The sequence below is a fragment of the Paraoerskovia marina DSM 21750 genome (assembly GCF_000701465.1).
Lineage (GTDB): Bacteria > Actinomycetota > Actinomycetes > Actinomycetales > Cellulomonadaceae > Paraoerskovia > Paraoerskovia marina.
In genome coordinates this window covers 220,641-236,069 of the sequence record NZ_JNIY01000004.1, presented here as the reverse complement: position 1 = coordinate 236,069, position 15,429 = coordinate 220,641, and the positions used below count along the sequence as shown (strand labels likewise).

Below are 15,429 nucleotides of genomic sequence, written 5' to 3'. Positions count from 1 at the left end.
GGCTCAGCCCTCGCTGCGGCGGCGCGCCACCTCGTAGAGGGCGATCCCGGTGGCCGTCGCGGCGTTGAGCGACTCGGTGTCGGCGCTGATCGGGATCGACGCCACGACGTCGCAGGTCGACCGCACGAGACGCGAGAGTCCCTTGCCCTCGGAGCCCGCGACGAGGACCACCGGGTCGGTCGCGAACGCCATGTCGCCGATGGTGACCTCGCCGCCGCCGTCGAGCCCGACGATGAAGCAGCCTGCCTTCTTCAGCTCCTCCAGGGCACGGACGAGGTTGGTCGCGCGGGCCACGGGCACGCGGGCGGCCGCCCCGGCCGAGACCTTCCAGGCCGACGCGGTCACGCCGGCGGCGCGGCGCTCGGGCACGAGGATGCCGTGGGCGCCGAACGCTCCGGCCGACCGCAGCGTCGCACCGACGTTGCGCGGGTCCGTGACGCCGTCGAGCGCGACGATCAACGGACGCTCGCCCTGGGCGGCGGCGATGTCGAGCAGGTCGTCGACGTCCTTGTAGTCGTACGGCGGCACCTGCAGGGCCACGCCCTGGTGGATGGCCCCGTCGGTGATGCGGTCGAGGTCCGTCTTGCTGGCCTCGCGGATCTCGTGGCCGCGACCCATCGCGATGTCGAGGATCTCCTTGGTGCGGTCGTCGTTCTCCAGGCGGTGGAAGACGAACAGCACCTCGACGGGGACGTCCGCGCGCAGCGCCTCGAGCACGGAGTTACGCCCGGCGATGACCTCCTCGGCGGAGCCGCTGCGCCGCGTGCGGGACGCGTGCGACTTGGGCTGCGCGGCCTCGGCCTTCTCGGCGGCCACCTTGCGCTTGTACGCCGGGTGGTAGGTGCGCTCCTCGGCCTTCGGCGTCGGGCCCTTGCCCTGCAGCGCCTTGCGCCCGTACCCGCCGGTGCCCGGGGTCGACTGCTTCTTGGAGTTCTTGCGAGTAGCGCCGCGACGCTGGGAGTTGCCTGCCATGATGATCGACCGTTCGGTGGTGGGGGAAGGAGTACGCGGGGTCAGCCGCGACGTTCAAGGGTCCAGCGCGCGCCCTCGGCGGAGTCCTGGACGACGACGCCGGCCGCGGCCAGGCGGTCGCGGATCGCGTCCGAGGTGGCGAAGTCGCGGTCGGCGCGGGCCGCCGCGCGGGCGTCGAGCTCGGCGGTGACGAGCGCGTCGAGCACCTGTGCGTAGGAGGAGTCTCCCGCCTCGGCCCACTGCGGGTCGTGCGGGTCGAGCCCGAGCGCGTCCAGCATCGCACGGACGGCGACCAGGAGGCGACGCACGGTCTCGGCCGGGGCGTTCTCCGCCAGCGCCGAGTTCCCGCCGCGCAGGTGCTCGTGGACCACGGCGAGGGCGGCCGGGACGTTGAGGTCGTCGTCCATCGCGTCGACGAACCCCGTCGGGAGCTCCGCGGCGACGATCTCGTCCCTCGGCACGTCGCCGACGCGCTCGGTGGCGCGCTCGACGAAGCCGACGAGCCGGTCCCACGTCGTCTCGGCCTCGGCGATGGTGTCCGGGGACCACTCGAGCATGGAGCGGTACTGGACGGCCACGATGGCGTAGCGGAGCACGACGGGCCGGGTCTCGGCGAGCACCTGGGCGGCGAGCAGGCCGTTGCCCAGCGACTTGCTCATCTTGACGCCGGACTGCGTGATCCAGGCGCTGTGGAGCCAGTAGCGCGCGAAGGGGTCGCCGACGGCGAGGGACTGCGCGCGCTCGTTCTCGTGGTGCGGGAACCGCAGGTCCAGCCCGCCGCCGTGGATGTCGAACTCCGGACCGAGGTAGCGGGTGGCCATCGCGGAGCACTCGAGGTGCCACCCCGGCCGTCCGCGCCCGAAGGGTGCGGGCCACGAGGCTGTCGCGGGCTCACCCGGCTTGGCGGCCTTCCACAGGGCGAAGTCGCGGGGGTCGCGCTTGGCGGCCTCGGCGTCGTCCTCGGGCTCGGGCGTGACGTCCTCCAGGCGCTGGTTCGTCAGCGCGCCGTAGTCGTCGAACGAGCGCACGTCGAACCAGACGTCGCCCTCGCCGGTGGTGTACGCGTGCCCGGTGGCGAGGAGCTGGTCGATCAGCGCGGTCATGTCGGTGATGTGCGCCGTCGCGTGCGGCTCGTACGTGGGGCGTGCGACGCCGAGGGCGTCGTAGGCCTCGGTGAACTGCTGCTCGTGCCGGGCGGCCCAGGCCCACCAGGGGACCCCGGCGTCGTCGGCCTTGGCGAAGATCTTGTCGTTGATGTCCGTGACGTTCCGGATCATCGTGACCGCGTACCCGCTGCGCTCGAGCCAGCGACGGAGCACGTCGAACGCGACGGCGGGTCGCAGATGTCCGATGTGCGGGGATGCCTGGACGGTGGCACCGCAGTAGTAGATGCCGGCTTCGCCCTGCACTCGGGGGACGAAGTCGCGCAGCTGCCGCGCGGCGGTGTCGTACAGGCGAAGACTCACACGACTCAGGTTACCGTTCGGGGCGCCCGCAGGCCGAACGCGCCCCGGTCCGGGCCGCGCCGGGCCTCGGACTCACCCGCCGAGGCGACTACCCGAAGACCTGTCCCTCGCCCCGGTACGTGGGGACCGTCTCGACGGTCTCGTCCCCCCGCACGAGGTGGACCTCGGTGAACCGCTCCAGGGGCTCACCCGCCTTCGCGTTGCGGAACCAGACCCGGTCGCCGATCTCGAGGAGGCGCCCGCTCCCCCGCGCGCGCAGTGGCGTCTGCACCTCGCCCGCGCCCTCGGCGGAGGTCAGCCGCCACCCCGGTTCGACGGGCCGGGGCAGCCGGGACGGGCCCGCGGCGCCCGACGCCGCGTAGCCGCCGCCGAACACCGTCGCCCAGCCGGGTGCGGACGTCCGTACGACGTCGTGGCCGAAGAACGCGGCCGGGCGTGGGTCGAAGGCACGGTAGTCGTCGAAGAGCGTCGGGACGAAGAGCCCGGACCCGGCCGTGACCTCGGTGACGACCGGGTCGGCCGACGACGTCTCGAGCGACCCCGTGCCCCCCGCGTTGACAAGGGCGAGCGGGTGCCCGACCGCCGCAGCCACGGCGTCGACGATCCGGCGCCGGCGCCGTACGAGGTCGCTGACCGACGCCCGCTTGACCAGCCGGACGGCGGCGCTCGAGTCCGGCAGTCCGGCCACCTGGGCCTCGTAGAACATCACCCCCCGGACGTCGAGCCCGGCGCCGTGCGCGTCTGCGGCGAGTCCCGCGACCTGGTCGGCGGTCCGGAGCGGGGAACGGCGCGTCCCGAGATGCACGACGGCGCGCCCCCTCCCGATCCGCAGCGACGCGTCCACGTCCAGGCAGACCCGGACCGGCGCCCCGAGCGCACGCAGCAGGTCGACGTGGGCCGCGTCGTCGACCATCACCGTGACGGCCGCGAGCGCCGCGTGCGACGCCGCCACCTCCGCGAGCGCGGCACGGTCGACGCTCGGGTACGCGACAAGCACGTCGTCAGCACCGTGCTCGACGAGCCAGAGGGCCTCCCGGACCGAGTAGGCCATCACGCCCGCGAACCCGTCGTGCGCGAGGGCGCGGGCGATCAGTGCACGGACCCGCACCGACTTGGACGCGACGCGCACGGGCACACCGGCAGAGCGCGCGACGAGCTGGCGGGCGTTCGCGTCGAACCGGTCGAGATCCACGACGGCGAGGGGTGCGGGCAGATGTGCGGTGGCGGCGTCCAGGCGGTCGCCGAGGCGACGTGCAGCATCCATAGCCCTGAACCCTACGCGGTCGGAGTGACCCGAATCACGTGGCAGGATCTGGGCATGAGGAGTTCATGGGAGAACTGGGCGCGCACCGAGTCGGCCTCCCCGGCCCGTCGCGCGACGCCGCGCGACGAGGCGGAGCTCGCCGAGCTGGTGGCGTCGGCCGCGGCCGACGGTCTGCGCGTCCGGGCGGTCGGTGCAGGGCACTCGTTCACGGGGGCTGCGGTCACCGACGGCCTGATGCTGAGTCTCGACGAGATGCAACAGGTCCGCGGCGTAACTCCCGGGCCCGACGGCACCACCCGCGTCACCGTGGACGCCGGCATCCGCCTGCACCGGCTCAACGCCGCGCTGGACGTGCTCGGGCTCGCGATGCCGAACCTCGGCGACATCGCCGAGCAGTCGGTGGCCGGCGCCATCTCCACCGGGACCCACGGCACCGGCGCACGGCTCGGCGGCATGGCGACGCTCGTCTCGGGCGTCCGCGTCGTCGGCACCGACGGCTCCGTGACCGACGCCGACGCGGATCACGAGACCGAGCTCTTCGAGGCCAGCCGGCTCGGGCTCGGCCAGACGGGCGTCCTCTCCCAGGTCACGCTCGACGTCGTCCCCGCCTTCCAGCTGTGCGCTCACGAGGCGCCCGCCGCGCTCGCCGACCAGCTCGCGGACCTCGACGCCGGGGGCGCCCAGGTGGACGCCCACGACCACCTCGAGTTCTTCTGGTTCCCCGGGACGACGACCGCGCTAGTTAAGCGCAACGACCGCCTCGAGACGCCGCAGCCGGACCGCAGCCGCACCCTGCGGGCCCGGGCGAGCCGGTGGGTCGAGCGCGAGCTCCTGGAGAACGCGGCACTCGGCACGCTGAACCGGATCGCCGCCGCGGTGCCCTCCTCCACCGGAACCGTGAACTCGATCATCACCCGGGCGATGTCCGCGTCGACGACCGTCGCGCCGTCGCACCGTGTCTTCGTCTCTCCTCGCCGCGTCCACTTCCGCGAGATGGAGTACGCGATGCCGCGTGCCGCCGTCGCGGACGTGCTGCGCGAGATCGACGCCTGGCTGCGCCGGACGGGCGAGCCCGTGCCGTTTCCCGTCGAGGTGCGGTTCACGGCGCCCGACGACGTGTGGCTGTCGACCGCGTACGGGCGCGACACCGCCTACGTCGCCGTGCACCAGTACGCGCGTATGCCCCACGAGCGATACTTCCGGGCCGTCGAGGAGATCTTCACCGCCGTCGACGACGCCCGGCCGCACTGGGGCAAGATGCACACCCGCGACGCCGCGGACCTCGCTCGGGTGTACCCGCGGTTCGACGACTTCCGTGCAGTACGGGCCCGGCGCGACCCTGACGGCGTCTTCGCCAACCCGTACACCGACCGGGTCTTCGGTCCGCGGTACGTGGTCTCGACAGGCTCGACCGACGGCGGCTGAGCTCGTCATCCGGTGGCTGAGCTCGTCGAAGCCCGGTCTCGACAGGCTCGACCGACGTGGGTTGAGCCCGGCCGACGATGGCTACTTCTTGACGGCGAGCGAGACCACGTAGTCCGCGATGTCGTGGAAGGCGGCCCGGGCGGCGTCGTCGTCCTGCTCGACCAGCCAGGACAGCTCGACGCCGTCGATCCAGGCGGCGACGTTGCGCGCCAGCCGGTCGAGCGGGATGTCGTAGGTGACACCGGCGATCTCGCGGATGCGGTCGAGGATGTCGTACGTCATCGTCCACGTCTGGTCGAGGTGGGTCTGCGCCACGGGACGCAGCGCACGGTTGCGGGCCCCCGTCGTCGCGAACTCGAAGGTCAGCAGGCGCATGTGGCGGCGGGCCAGGAGACCCTCGAGAAGGCCGTCCGCGCCCGCGTGGGCCAGCGCGTAGATGTCCGGGGCGGCGAGCAGCGCGTCCCGCACCGGGTCCGAGGACACGAGGGCCATGCTCAGCCCCATCGCGACGAGCAGGTCGTCCTTGTCCGCGAAGCAGTAGTGCACCACTCCGAGCGAGGCCCCCGCCTCGGCGGCGACCCCACGGATGGTGACGGCCTCGACGCCGTCACGCGCGGCGATCCGCAGACCGGCGTCGATCAACTGCGCGCGGCGCTCCTCGACGGGCATCCTGCTCATCCGTACTCCATTCCTCGGCCCAGCGATTCAAGCATGCCGCCGCCCTCCGGGCGACCGTGCACAATGGTTCTGCGGAACTCGCCGCGCCTCGGGAGGGACCAACCATGCGCCACGTGCCCCGTGCACTCGTCACCGCGAGCGTGGCTGCGACCGTCCTGGCGGGTTGCTCCGCCCCGGTCGAGACGCCGGGCACTCGAACCTACGACGTCCCCGGCTCGGACGGGCTGACCGTCTCAGCGCCGTCGTCGTGGACGAGCTCGAGCGTCGACGGCGTCTACTACCTCTCGTCCCCCGCCGAGGTGGACGGGGTGCGGCCGACGGTCGTGATCGTGCCCGGCCCGCTGGAGGGGCAGAGTCTCGACGAGGCGGCCGGCCAGACGTCCCTGTACGGCACCGAGCACCTGCGGGAGTGGCGGGTGGTCGACGAGGGCGCCGACACCCTCGGGGGGTTCGACGCCTACCGTGTCTCCGGTGAGCACGAGACCCGCGGCGTCGACGTCGTCGAGGACGTCGTCGTGGCGGCGATCGGCGAGGACGAGGCCGCGTGGGTGACCATCACGACCGCTGCCGGCGACTCCGAGGGTGCGGCCGAGGCACGAGCCGTGGCCGAGCAGATCAGCCTGCGCTGACCAGCGCGCAGGCGATCGCCGCGACTCCCTCGCCGCGTCCCGTCAGGCCGAGGCCGTCCGACGTGGTGGCCGACACCGTCACGGGCGCCCCCACGGCGTCGGAGAGCACCTGCTGGGCCTCGTCGCGCCGCGTGCCGATCTTGGGCCGGTTGCCGATCACCTGCACCGAGACGTTGCCGATCTCGAAACCGGCGGCGCGGACGCGCGCGGTCGCCTCGCCGAGAAGCCGGACGCCGCTCGCCCCCGACCAGGCCGGGTCGCTCGTCCCGAAGTTCGAGCCCAGGTCACCCATACCTGCGGCGTTGAAGAGGGCGTCCGCCGCCGCGTGGGCGACGACGTCCGCGTCGGAATGACCGGCGAGTCCGGTCTCTCCCGGCCAGTGCAGGCCCGCGAGCCACATCTCACGGTCCTCCCAGGCCGGGGCGTACGCGTGGATGTCGGTTGCGACGCCGATGCGCGGGATGCCGCTCACTCGTCCTCCGCCAGCAGAAGGTCGGCGATCTCGAGGTCGCGCGCCGTCGTGATCTTCATCGCTCGCTCGTCGCCGCGCACCACGACGACGGCCTCGCCCAGGGACTCGACGAGCCCCGCGTCGTCGCTCGCGGCCATGTCCTGGTCCTCGGCCCTGGCGGCTCCGTGCGCGTGTGCTCGGGTCAGCAGGTCATGGGAAAAGCCCTGCGGCGTCTGCACGGCCCGCAGGCCACTGCGCTCGACGGTGTCCTGCACCGACTCGGCGCGGGGGCCGGAGCCCGGCAGCGGCGGCGCCGCCACCCGCTTGACGGTGTCCACCAGCGGCATGCCGGGGACGACCGCACCGTGCCCGGCCTGCACCGCGTCCACGACCCGGCGGACCAGCCGTGCCGGTGCCAGAGGACGGGCCGCGTCGTGCACGAGGACGACGGACGCCTCCCCCGCGGCCGCGAGCCCTGCCGCCACCGACGCCTGACGGGTGCTGCCACCCGCGACGACGGTCACCGGGACGTCGACCTGCGGGTCGCCGTCGAGCAGCCGGCTGATCTGCTCGGTGTAGTCCGCCGGAGCCGTCACGACGATCGCGTCGACCGCCCCCGAGCGGTCGAGGCTGCGGGCGGCGTGCACGACGAGCGGGGTGCCGCCCAGGTGGACGAGGGCTTTGGGGATGCTGCGGCCGAGCCGGCTCCCCGAGCCGGCTGCCGTGAGGATCGCGAGGGTGGTCACGGATGAAACGGTATCCGACGCAGCCACCACGCACGACGGCGACCCGTCAGCCGGAGCCGAGGGGTCGCCGTCGTGCGTACGTCGACGTACAGAGATTCAACCGGTCAGGAAGCAAGAACCTCGTCGAGGATCGCCTCTGCCTTGTCTTCCTCGGTCTTCTCCGCGAGCGCGAGCTCCGAGACGAGGATCTGCCGAGCCTTGGCCAGCATGCGCTTCTCGCCGGCCGACAGGCCGCGGTCCGCGTCACGACGCGAGAGGTCGCGCACGACCTCTGCCACCTTGATCACGTCCCCCGAGGCAAGCTTCTCGAGGTTCGCCTTGTACCGGCGCGACCAGTTGGTCGGCTCTTCGGTGTACGGGGCACGTAGCACCTCGAACACCTCGTCCAGGCCTTCCCGGTCCACGACGTCCCGAACACCGACCAGGTCGACGTTCTCAGCAGGGACCTCGATGGTCAGGTCGCCCTGGGCGACACGTAGCTTGAGATAGATTTTTGACTCTCCGCGGATGGTGCGCTCCTTGACCTCTTCGATCAGAGCAGCTCCGTGGTGCGGGTAGACAACGGTCTCGCCTACTTCGAACGTCATCAGTTAGTGTCCCCTTTCGCGGCATTCAAGTCTACCACGCAGGAATCTCGCGATCTGGAGCCGAAACTGCGTGAAATCGCAGGCAGGCGGCTTGCCCGGATATCTCACGTTCCCGGCGGAGGTGTCGCCCGCGCGCGGCTACGGCTAGGCTTCCCCTGAATACGGTCACGCCACCACCTCAGAATGTGCACCGTCTTCGCACGACCCGACATCGCACAACCAGGAGATCTCGTGACCCGCACCCCGCAGCGCCGCTCCCCCCGTGGCCTGGCCCTGGCCCTGCCTCTCGTGGCCGGAGCCGTCGTCCTCGGCGGCTGCGCACCCGTCACCACCAACCTCGACTACCAGCCGTCCGACGGCTTCGCGGTCGACGTCTCCGAGGACGTGCACGGGGTCAACCTGATGGTGCTCAGCCACGGCGAGGGCGCACCGGGAAGCGTGCACGGCGCGTTTACCAACGACGGCACGACCGACGCGAGCGTCGAGCTCGACGCCGTCGGCGCGAGCGCCACGGTCGAGGTCCCCGCCGGCCAGACCGTCTACCTCGGCACCGAGGACGGCGAGACCGTCGAGCTCGACGCCGTGAGCACCGAGCCGGGCGGACTGCTGCCGGTCACCTTCTCGGACGGGTCGAACGAGACCGAGGTCTCGATCCCCGTCCTCGACGACACGTTCGAGGAGTACGCGGACGACGTCCCCGCCTCCTGATCGACGACGGCGCCCGCCGGTGCCCCCGTCCTCACCTCGTCACAGGGCTGCTCCGCGCGTCGTCGCGGGGCGGCCCTGTCCGTGTCCTGGAGCGACCGCGCTCGCTCCCCCTGCCCGCCTGCACGACGTCGCACGCCGCCGAAACCCTCGCGCTCCTTCGCGAGGTCGACCCGTGCACGCGACGTCGACCCTGCCGAGGTCGACCTCGCGCGTGCGGGTCGACCTCGGCAGGGTCGTGAGGAGAGGTCGTCGCGCCGGGACCGCGGAGTGCCCGGCTGGCGGGCCGGCTCCGATCAGCCGAAGCGGCCCGAGATGTAGTCCTCGGTGGCCTTCTCGGTCGGGGAGGAGAACATCGTGGACGTGTCGTCCATCTCGATCAGCTTGCCCGGCTTGCCCGTGCCCGCGATGTTGAAGAACGCCGTCCGGTCGCTCACACGCGCCGCCTGCTGCATGTTGTGCGTGACGATCACGATCGTGTAGTCCTGCTTGAGCTCGGCGATCAGGTCCTCGATGGCGAGCGTCGAGATCGGGTCGAGCGCGGAGCACGGCTCGTCCATCAGGAGCACCTGCGGCTTGATGGCGATCGCACGGGCGATGCACAGCCGCTGCTGCTGACCGCCCGAGAGTCCTGCACCGGGCTTGTCGAGGCGGTCCTTGACCTCCTCCCAGAGGTTCGAGCCGCGCAGCGAGCTCTCGACCAGGTCCGCGGCGTCCGACTTCGAGATCCGCTTGTTCACGAGCTTGACGCCCGCGAGCACGTTCTCCTCGATCGACATCGTCGGGAACGGGTTCGGGCGCTGGAACACCATCCCGATCTGACGACGTACGGCCACCGGGTCGACCCCGGGCCCGTAGAGATCCACGCCCTCCATCTCGACCGAGCCCTCCACACGGGTCCCGGGGATGACCTCGTGCATGCGGTTGAGCGTCCGCAGGAACGTCGACTTTCCGCAGCCCGAGGGACCGATGAACGCGGTCACGGACCGCGGCTCGATCGTCATGGTGACACCTTCGACGGCGAGAAAGTCGCCGTAGTAGATGTCGAGGTCCTTCACGTCGATGCGCTGTGCCATCGTCAGTTGATCCTTTGGTTGCGTACGGTCAGCCGCGCAGCTTGGGCGCGAAGTAACGGGAGATCAGGCGGGCGAGCAGGTTCAGGATCATCACGATCAGGATCAGCGCCAGGGCTGCGGCCCAGGCACGCTGGAAGTTGATGTCCTCGATGCAGACCGCCGACGGGTCGTTGCAGGGTACGTAGCCCTGGGAGTACTGCCGGTAGACGTAGACCGGCAGGGTCATCATCCGACCCTCGAACAGGTTGTAGTTGATCGAGTCGATGACACCGACCGTGAGGAGCAGCGGGGCGGTCTCGCCGATCACGCGGGCGATGGCGAGCATCACGCCGGTCACGATGCCCGCCACCGAGGTGCGGAGCACCACCTTGACGATCGTCAGCCACTTCGGCACGCCCAGCGCGTACGAGGCCTCGCGCAGCTCGTTGGGGACGAGCTTGAGCATCTCCTCGGTCGACCGGACCACGACGGGGATCATCAGGACGGCGAGGGCCACGGAGCCCATGATGCCGAGCCGGATGCCCGGCCCGAAGAAGAAGGCGAAGAGCGAGAGCGCGAAGAGCCCCGCCACGATCGACGGGATGCCCGTCATCACGTCGACGAAGAAGGTCACCCACTTCGCCAGCATCCCACCCCCGTACTCGACGAGGTAGATCGCCGTCAGGATCCCGATCGGCACCGAGATCAGGGTGGCGCCGAGGGTGATCTCGACCGTCCCGATGATCGCGTGGTAGATGCCGCCGGCGTCCATCCCGCCGAACACCCCGCGCATCGAGACGGTGAGGAAGTACCAGTCGAAGCGCTCGAGGCCGTTGGCGAGCACCGTCCAGATCAGCGAGACGAGCGGGATCATCGCGAGGACGAACGCGCCGTAGATGATCACGGTCATCACGCGGTCCTTGCGGTGCCGCCCGGGGTCGGCCTGGGCGAGCGCCGTGCGCACCGCGTCGGTGCGCTGCTCGGCGGTCAGGTCAGGAGTCGTCGTCATGTCAGTTGGCTCCCGAGAAGTCCTTGCGCCGTGCGACGACGGCGCGGGCGGCCATGTTCACGGCCATGGTGATCACGAAGAGGGCAAGACCCGTGGCGATCAGGGCACTGACGCCGAGCGGCGGTGCCTCTGGCTGCTGGGCCGCGATGTTGGCGGCGATCGTCTGCTGCTGACCGGCCTGGAAGATCGCGAACGAGTAGAGGAACCCGGGCGAGAGGATCATCAGGACGGCCATCGTCTCGCCGAGCGCTCGACCGAGGCCGAGCATCGCGCCGGAGATGATGCCGGAGCGGGCGAACGGCAGGACCGCGGTCTTGACGAGCTCCCAGCGCGTGGCACCCAGGGCCAGGGCGGCCTCCTCGTGCAGCTTGGGCGTCTGGAGGAAGACCTCGCGGCAGACCGCGGTGATGATCGGCAGGATCATCACCGCCAGCACGACGGCGACTGTCGCCATGACCCGGGGCGGGTCCGCGGCCGGGCCCTCGAACAGCGGGAACCAGCCGAGCGTCTCGGCGATGCCGTTCCAGACGGGGTACACGATCGGCGCGAACGCGAGGATGCCCCAGAGCCCGTAGACGACCGACGGGATCGCGGCGAGCAGGTCCACGAGGTATCCGAGGGCCTGGGCGAGCCGGCGCGGCGCGTAGTGGGAGATGAACAGGGCGACCCCGACGGCGAGCGGCGTCGCGAGAATCAGCGCCAGGAACGCGGCGAGCAACGTCCCGAAGATCAGGGGCCCGACGAACGTGATAATGCTCGTGTCCTCGGGGAACCAGCTGATCTGCTCGCCCAGCTCCTCGCCCCCGAGACTGATGGCGGGCCACGCCTCCAGCACGAGGAAGATCGCGACGGCCGCGAGCGTGGCGAGGATCAAGGCCCCCGACCACGTCGAGACGAGGCGGAAGATCCGGTTCATGCCCCGGTCACCGGCGCGGCCCGAGGCGCTGCGGCTCCGGGCCTTGCCGGTCGGCGGTGCGGTGGTACTCACGTGTGCTCCCATGCGGTGGGGTCGGGCGGTCGTCCGTCGTGCACTGCTCTGATCATGCCGCTGCCGGTGGGAGGACCGCGACTGCAGTCCTGCCACCGGCGGCGGTCGCGACCCCTGCCCGGGGCCGCGCGGGGGTCAGCCCTGGGCGCTGATCGCGTCGATCGCCTCGGTGGCGTCGGCGCGCAGGCTGTCCGAGATCGGCGCGGATCCGGCGGCCGAGGACGAGATCTCCTGGCCCTCCTCGCTCGCGACGTAGCCGAGGAACGCCTTGACGAGGTCGGCCGTCTCCTGGTCCTCGTACGTGGCGCACGCCAGGTGGTAGGAGACGAGGACGATCGGGTAGGCACCCGACTCGGTCGTGTCGCGCGCCAGCTCGAGCGCGTGGTCGTACGGACCGCGCCCCTCGATCTGCTCCGAGGCGTCGACGATCTTGGCCGCGGCCTCGGGCGAGTACGGCACGTACTCCTCGCCGACCTTGACCTCGGCGGTGCCGAGGCTGCCGGCCTGGGACGCGTCGGCGTAGCCGATCGTCCCGGACCCGCCCTGGACCGTCTGCACGACGCCCGAGGTGCCCTGCGCCGACTGGCCACCCTCGGTGGGCCAGTCGCCGGACGCCTCGTGCGGCCAGGCGTCGCCGCCCGCGGCCTCGAGGTACTCGGTGAAGTTCTCGGTGGTGCCCGACTCGTCGGAGCGGTGGACCGGGGTGATCGCCTCGGACGGCAGCTCGACGTCCGGGTTCTGGTCGACGATCGCGGGGTCGTCCCACGAGGTGATCTCGTCGTTGAAGATCCCGGCGATGGTGGCCGGGTCCAGCTTGAGCTGGTCGACGCCCTCGACGTTGAAGATCACGGCGATCGGGCTGATGTACATCGGCAGCTCGATCACCTCGCCGTCGAGGCAGCGCGCCTGTGCGTCGACGAGCTCCTCGTCGTCGAGCGCGGCGTCGGAGCCGGCGAAGGCAGTGCCGCCCTCGATGAAGTTGGTGCGTCCACCACCGGACCCGATCGGGTCGTAGTTGACGGTGACGTCGGGGTTCTCACCCTGGAAGCCGGCTCGCCACGCGTTCATCGCGGCTTCCTGCGAGCTGGCCCCGGCCCCGTTGAGCTGGCCGGAGAGATCGGACATCTCGGTGGTCGCAGAGTCCCCGTCGGCGGCCTGCGCCTCACCCACGGGGTCGTCGGATCCACATGCGGTGAGCGTGACGGCGAGCGCGCCAGCGGCCAGAGTGGCTGCACCTGCGCGGGAGAATCGGCTGAGCTTCACGTCCTGGTTCCATCCTTGTCCACGTCGTGGCCACCGACGAGATCGCCGGTGTCGAGGACGACGTTAAGGAGCCCGGGTGAAGGCGATGGACTTCTGCGGTGAACACGGGGTGAACGCTCACGGACCGTTTGCCACCGTGTCGTCCACCCCGTCGCACGTCACCCTCCGGGATCACGCACCGTCGTCGGAGATCTTGTACCCCAGGCCACGCACCGTCAGGAGGAAGCACGGTGAGGAAGGATCCTCCTCGATCTTCGCCCGGACCCGCTTGACGTGCACGTCAAGCGTCTTGGTGTCCCCCACGTAGTCCGACCCCCAGACGCGGTCGATCAGCTGCCCCCGGGTCAGCACCCGGCCGGCGTGGCGCAGCAGGTACTCGAGCAGGTCGAACTCCTTCAGGGGGAACGGGACGAGCTCGCCGTTCACGGTCACGGTGTGCCGGTCGACGTCCATCTGGACGCGCCCGACGGAGAGCAGCTCGTTCTCGGACTCCTCCGCCACCGGAGCATCCCCCGCCCCACGGCGACGCAGGACGGCGCGGACGCGGGCGAGCAGCTCGCGGAACGAGTACGGCTTGGTGACGTAGTCGTCGGCGCCGAGCTCGAGGCCGACCACCTTGTCGATCTCGGAGTCCTTGGCCGTCAGCATGATGACGGGGACGTCACCGCGCTGACGGAGCTCGCGGCAGACCTCCATCCCGCTGAGGCCGGGCAGCATCAGGTCGAGCAGGACGATGTCCGCCCCGCCCGCGTCGTACGCGGCGAGGCCCTCGTTCCCGTCGGCCGCGGCGACGACGTCGTACCCCTCCCGGGTGAGCTGGTACGTCAGCGGGTCGCGATACGACTCCTCGTCCTCAACTACCAGGATGCGCGTCACGCATCCACCTCCTCGTTGTCGGTCGAACCGTCGCTGTCCGCGACGGACGTGCGTGCCACGGGGATCCGCAGCGTGAAGGTCGAGCCCCGGCCCGGCTCGGACCACATGGTGACCTCGCCGCCGTGGTCGGCCGCGATGTGCTTGACGATGCTCAGCCCGAGGCCCGTGCCCCCGGTGTCGCGCGACCGCGCGGGGTCCACCCGGTAGAAGCGCTCGAACACCCGGTCCTGGGCGTCCGGGGCGATCCCGATGCCCTGGTCGACGACCGCGATCTCCACCAGGCCTGCCCCCTCCGCGATGCTCACGCCGACCCCCACCCGCGTCCCGCCGGGCGAGTACGAGACGGCGTTGTCGACGAGGTTGCGCAGCGCGGTCACGAGCAGGTTGTGGTCGCCGTAGACGGTCGCGTCCTGCGTCCCACCGGCGGTGATCGTGATCCCCTTCGCCGCCGCCGTGGTGCGGGCGCGGTCGATCGCCTCGCCGACGACGTCGCCGACCGGGACCACCCGGACCTCCTGGAGCGCCCCGGCCACCTGGAGGCGGGAGAGCTCGATGATCTCGTGGACGAGCGCGGACAGGCGCGTGGCCTCCGACTGCATGCGTCCGGCGAAGCGTCGGACGGCCACCGGGTCGTCCGCGGCGTCCTGCACGGTCTCGGCCAGCAGGGACAGCGCCCCGACAGGGGTCTTGAGCTCGTGGGAGACGTTGACGACGAAGTCGCGACGGATCGCCTCGACGCGTGCGGACTCGGTGCGGTCCTCGGCGAGGACGAGCAGGTGGTCGGGGCCGATCGCAGCCACCCGCACCTGGAGCAGAACCGTCCCGCGCCCGACCGGCCCGCGGGCGACCTCGAGCTCCTCGTCCCGGATCACCCCGTCCCGCCGGACCGCGTCGACGAGCTCGCGGATGGCCGGGTGCGCGATCACGTCGTCGCGCACCACGCCGAGCGCGTACGCCGGCGGACTCGCCCGCAGCACGTCGCCGTCGGTGTCGAGGACGACCGCCGCAGAGCGCAGCACCGCGAGCACGCGGACCAGCCCGTCCTGCAGCTCGGGCGGCTGCTCCGGCGGCGCATGGCGGTGCTCACGCTCGCTCCATCGGAACGCGAGAGCGGCGACCACACCGACCACGACGCCGATGACGCCCGCCACGAGCACTGTCGCCCCGTCGATTGCTCCGTCCACGACGCCAGCGTACGGGGCAGGGGTGCGCCGGGAGCGGCAACGGCGCACCCGGGCCGCCAGGACGTCGACTATTCACGCGGCCGTCGAGGGTTGTTCACCCTATCGACTGGTCTGGTGCGAGTGCCCGTGGA

16 protein-coding genes are annotated in these 15,429 nt (G+C 71.3%); 3 read left to right on the top strand and 13 right to left on the bottom strand.

Annotated features, from left to right (window positions below; all coding sequences use genetic code 11):
• Nucleotides 1-3: 3 nt before the first annotated feature.
• The 3 genes from rlmB to Q343_RS0107220 all read right to left on the bottom strand — a co-directional run bounded on the left by rlmB (nucleotide 4) and on the right by Q343_RS0107220 (nucleotide 3,702).
• On the bottom strand, nucleotides 4-972 hold the full coding sequence (rlmB, locus tag Q343_RS0107230) for a 23S rRNA (guanosine(2251)-2'-O)-methyltransferase RlmB (RefSeq protein WP_029252921.1): 969 nt from the start codon (nucleotides 970-972) through the stop codon (nucleotides 4-6).
• A 41-nt stretch (nucleotides 973-1,013) separates the two neighbouring features.
• Nucleotides 1,014-2,438: a cysteine--tRNA ligase gene (gene cysS, locus Q343_RS0107225; protein ID WP_029252920.1), complete on the bottom strand. Its 1,425-nt coding sequence runs from the start codon at nucleotides 2,436-2,438 to the stop codon at nucleotides 1,014-1,016.
• A gap of 88 nt (nucleotides 2,439-2,526) precedes the next feature.
• Nucleotides 2,527-3,702, bottom strand: a complete 1,176-nt coding sequence (locus Q343_RS0107220) for an alanine racemase (RefSeq protein ID WP_029252919.1) — start codon at nucleotides 3,700-3,702, stop codon at nucleotides 2,527-2,529.
• Nucleotides 3,703-3,756: 54 nt separating this feature from the next.
• On the opposite strand from Q343_RS0107220, the gene Q343_RS0107215 reads away from it, so the two are divergent.
• A complete protein-coding gene (locus Q343_RS0107215; protein ID WP_052366979.1) occupies nucleotides 3,757-5,127 on the top strand; it encodes a D-arabinono-1,4-lactone oxidase in 1,371 nt (456 codons plus the stop codon).
• An 81-nt stretch (nucleotides 5,128-5,208) separates the two neighbouring features.
• Here the strand turns inward: Q343_RS0107215 and Q343_RS0107210 are convergent, their stop codons facing one another.
• Entirely contained in the window at nucleotides 5,209-5,805 is a 597-nt protein-coding gene (locus Q343_RS0107210; RefSeq protein WP_052366978.1) for a TetR/AcrR family transcriptional regulator, read from the bottom strand.
• A gap of 104 nt (nucleotides 5,806-5,909) precedes the next feature.
• Between Q343_RS0107210 and Q343_RS0107205 the strand changes: the two genes are divergently transcribed.
• Nucleotides 5,910-6,434, top strand: coding sequence for an LpqN/LpqT family lipoprotein (locus Q343_RS0107205; RefSeq protein ID WP_029252916.1), 525 nt, complete (start codon nucleotides 5,910-5,912; stop codon nucleotides 6,432-6,434).
• Here the strand turns inward: Q343_RS0107205 and ispF are convergent.
• The 3 genes from ispF to Q343_RS0107190 all read right to left on the bottom strand — a co-directional run bounded on the left by ispF (nucleotide 6,421) and on the right by Q343_RS0107190 (nucleotide 8,218).
• Nucleotides 6,421-6,906, bottom strand: coding sequence for a 2-C-methyl-D-erythritol 2,4-cyclodiphosphate synthase (ispF, locus tag Q343_RS0107200; RefSeq protein ID WP_029252915.1), 486 nt, complete (start codon nucleotides 6,904-6,906; stop codon nucleotides 6,421-6,423). The genes Q343_RS0107205 and ispF overlap by 14 nt on opposite strands.
• Entirely contained in the window at nucleotides 6,903-7,631 is a 729-nt protein-coding gene (gene ispD / locus Q343_RS0107195; protein WP_029252914.1) for a 2-C-methyl-D-erythritol 4-phosphate cytidylyltransferase, read from the bottom strand. The genes ispF and ispD overlap by 4 nt, the downstream gene beginning before the upstream one ends.
• 104 nt (nucleotides 7,632-7,735) lie before the next feature.
• The gene (locus tag Q343_RS0107190; protein ID WP_029252913.1) at nucleotides 7,736-8,218 is read right to left on the bottom strand and encodes a CarD family transcriptional regulator; all 483 of its coding nucleotides are present in this window, start codon (nucleotides 8,216-8,218) and stop codon (nucleotides 7,736-7,738) included.
• A 231-nt stretch (nucleotides 8,219-8,449) separates the two neighbouring features.
• Between Q343_RS0107190 and Q343_RS0107185 the strand changes: the two genes are divergently transcribed.
• Nucleotides 8,450-8,926 (top strand): hypothetical protein, encoded by a 477-nt coding sequence (locus Q343_RS0107185; protein WP_029252912.1) that lies wholly within the window; start codon nucleotides 8,450-8,452, stop codon nucleotides 8,924-8,926.
• A gap of 293 nt (nucleotides 8,927-9,219) precedes the next feature.
• Here the strand turns inward: Q343_RS0107185 and pstB are convergent, their stop codons facing one another.
• The 6 genes from pstB to Q343_RS0107155 all read right to left on the bottom strand — a co-directional run bounded on the left by pstB (nucleotide 9,220) and on the right by Q343_RS0107155 (nucleotide 15,298).
• A complete protein-coding gene (gene pstB / locus Q343_RS0107180) occupies nucleotides 9,220-9,999 on the bottom strand; it encodes a phosphate ABC transporter ATP-binding protein PstB (protein WP_029252911.1) in 780 nt (259 codons plus the stop codon).
• Between the two features lie 28 nt (nucleotides 10,000-10,027).
• Entirely contained in the window at nucleotides 10,028-10,987 is a 960-nt protein-coding gene (gene pstA / locus Q343_RS0107175) for a phosphate ABC transporter permease PstA (protein ID WP_029252910.1), read from the bottom strand.
• Between the two features lies 1 nt (nucleotide 10,988).
• Complete coding sequence (gene pstC / locus Q343_RS0107170) at nucleotides 10,989-11,987, bottom strand: phosphate ABC transporter permease subunit PstC (RefSeq protein WP_052366977.1); 999 nt, start codon at nucleotides 11,985-11,987, stop codon at nucleotides 10,989-10,991.
• A 123-nt stretch (nucleotides 11,988-12,110) separates the two neighbouring features.
• Nucleotides 12,111-13,238 (bottom strand): phosphate ABC transporter substrate-binding protein PstS, encoded by a 1,128-nt coding sequence (gene pstS, locus Q343_RS0107165; protein WP_081829691.1) that lies wholly within the window; start codon nucleotides 13,236-13,238, stop codon nucleotides 12,111-12,113.
• 171 nt (nucleotides 13,239-13,409) lie between these two features.
• On the bottom strand, nucleotides 13,410-14,114 hold the full coding sequence (locus Q343_RS0107160; protein WP_029252907.1) for a response regulator transcription factor: 705 nt from the start codon (nucleotides 14,112-14,114) through the stop codon (nucleotides 13,410-13,412).
• Nucleotides 14,111-15,298, bottom strand: a complete 1,188-nt coding sequence (locus Q343_RS0107155) for a sensor histidine kinase (RefSeq protein WP_052366976.1) — start codon at nucleotides 15,296-15,298, stop codon at nucleotides 14,111-14,113. Before Q343_RS0107155 ends, Q343_RS0107160 begins: the two co-directional genes overlap by 4 nt.
• Nucleotides 15,299-15,429: the final 131 nt, after the last annotated feature.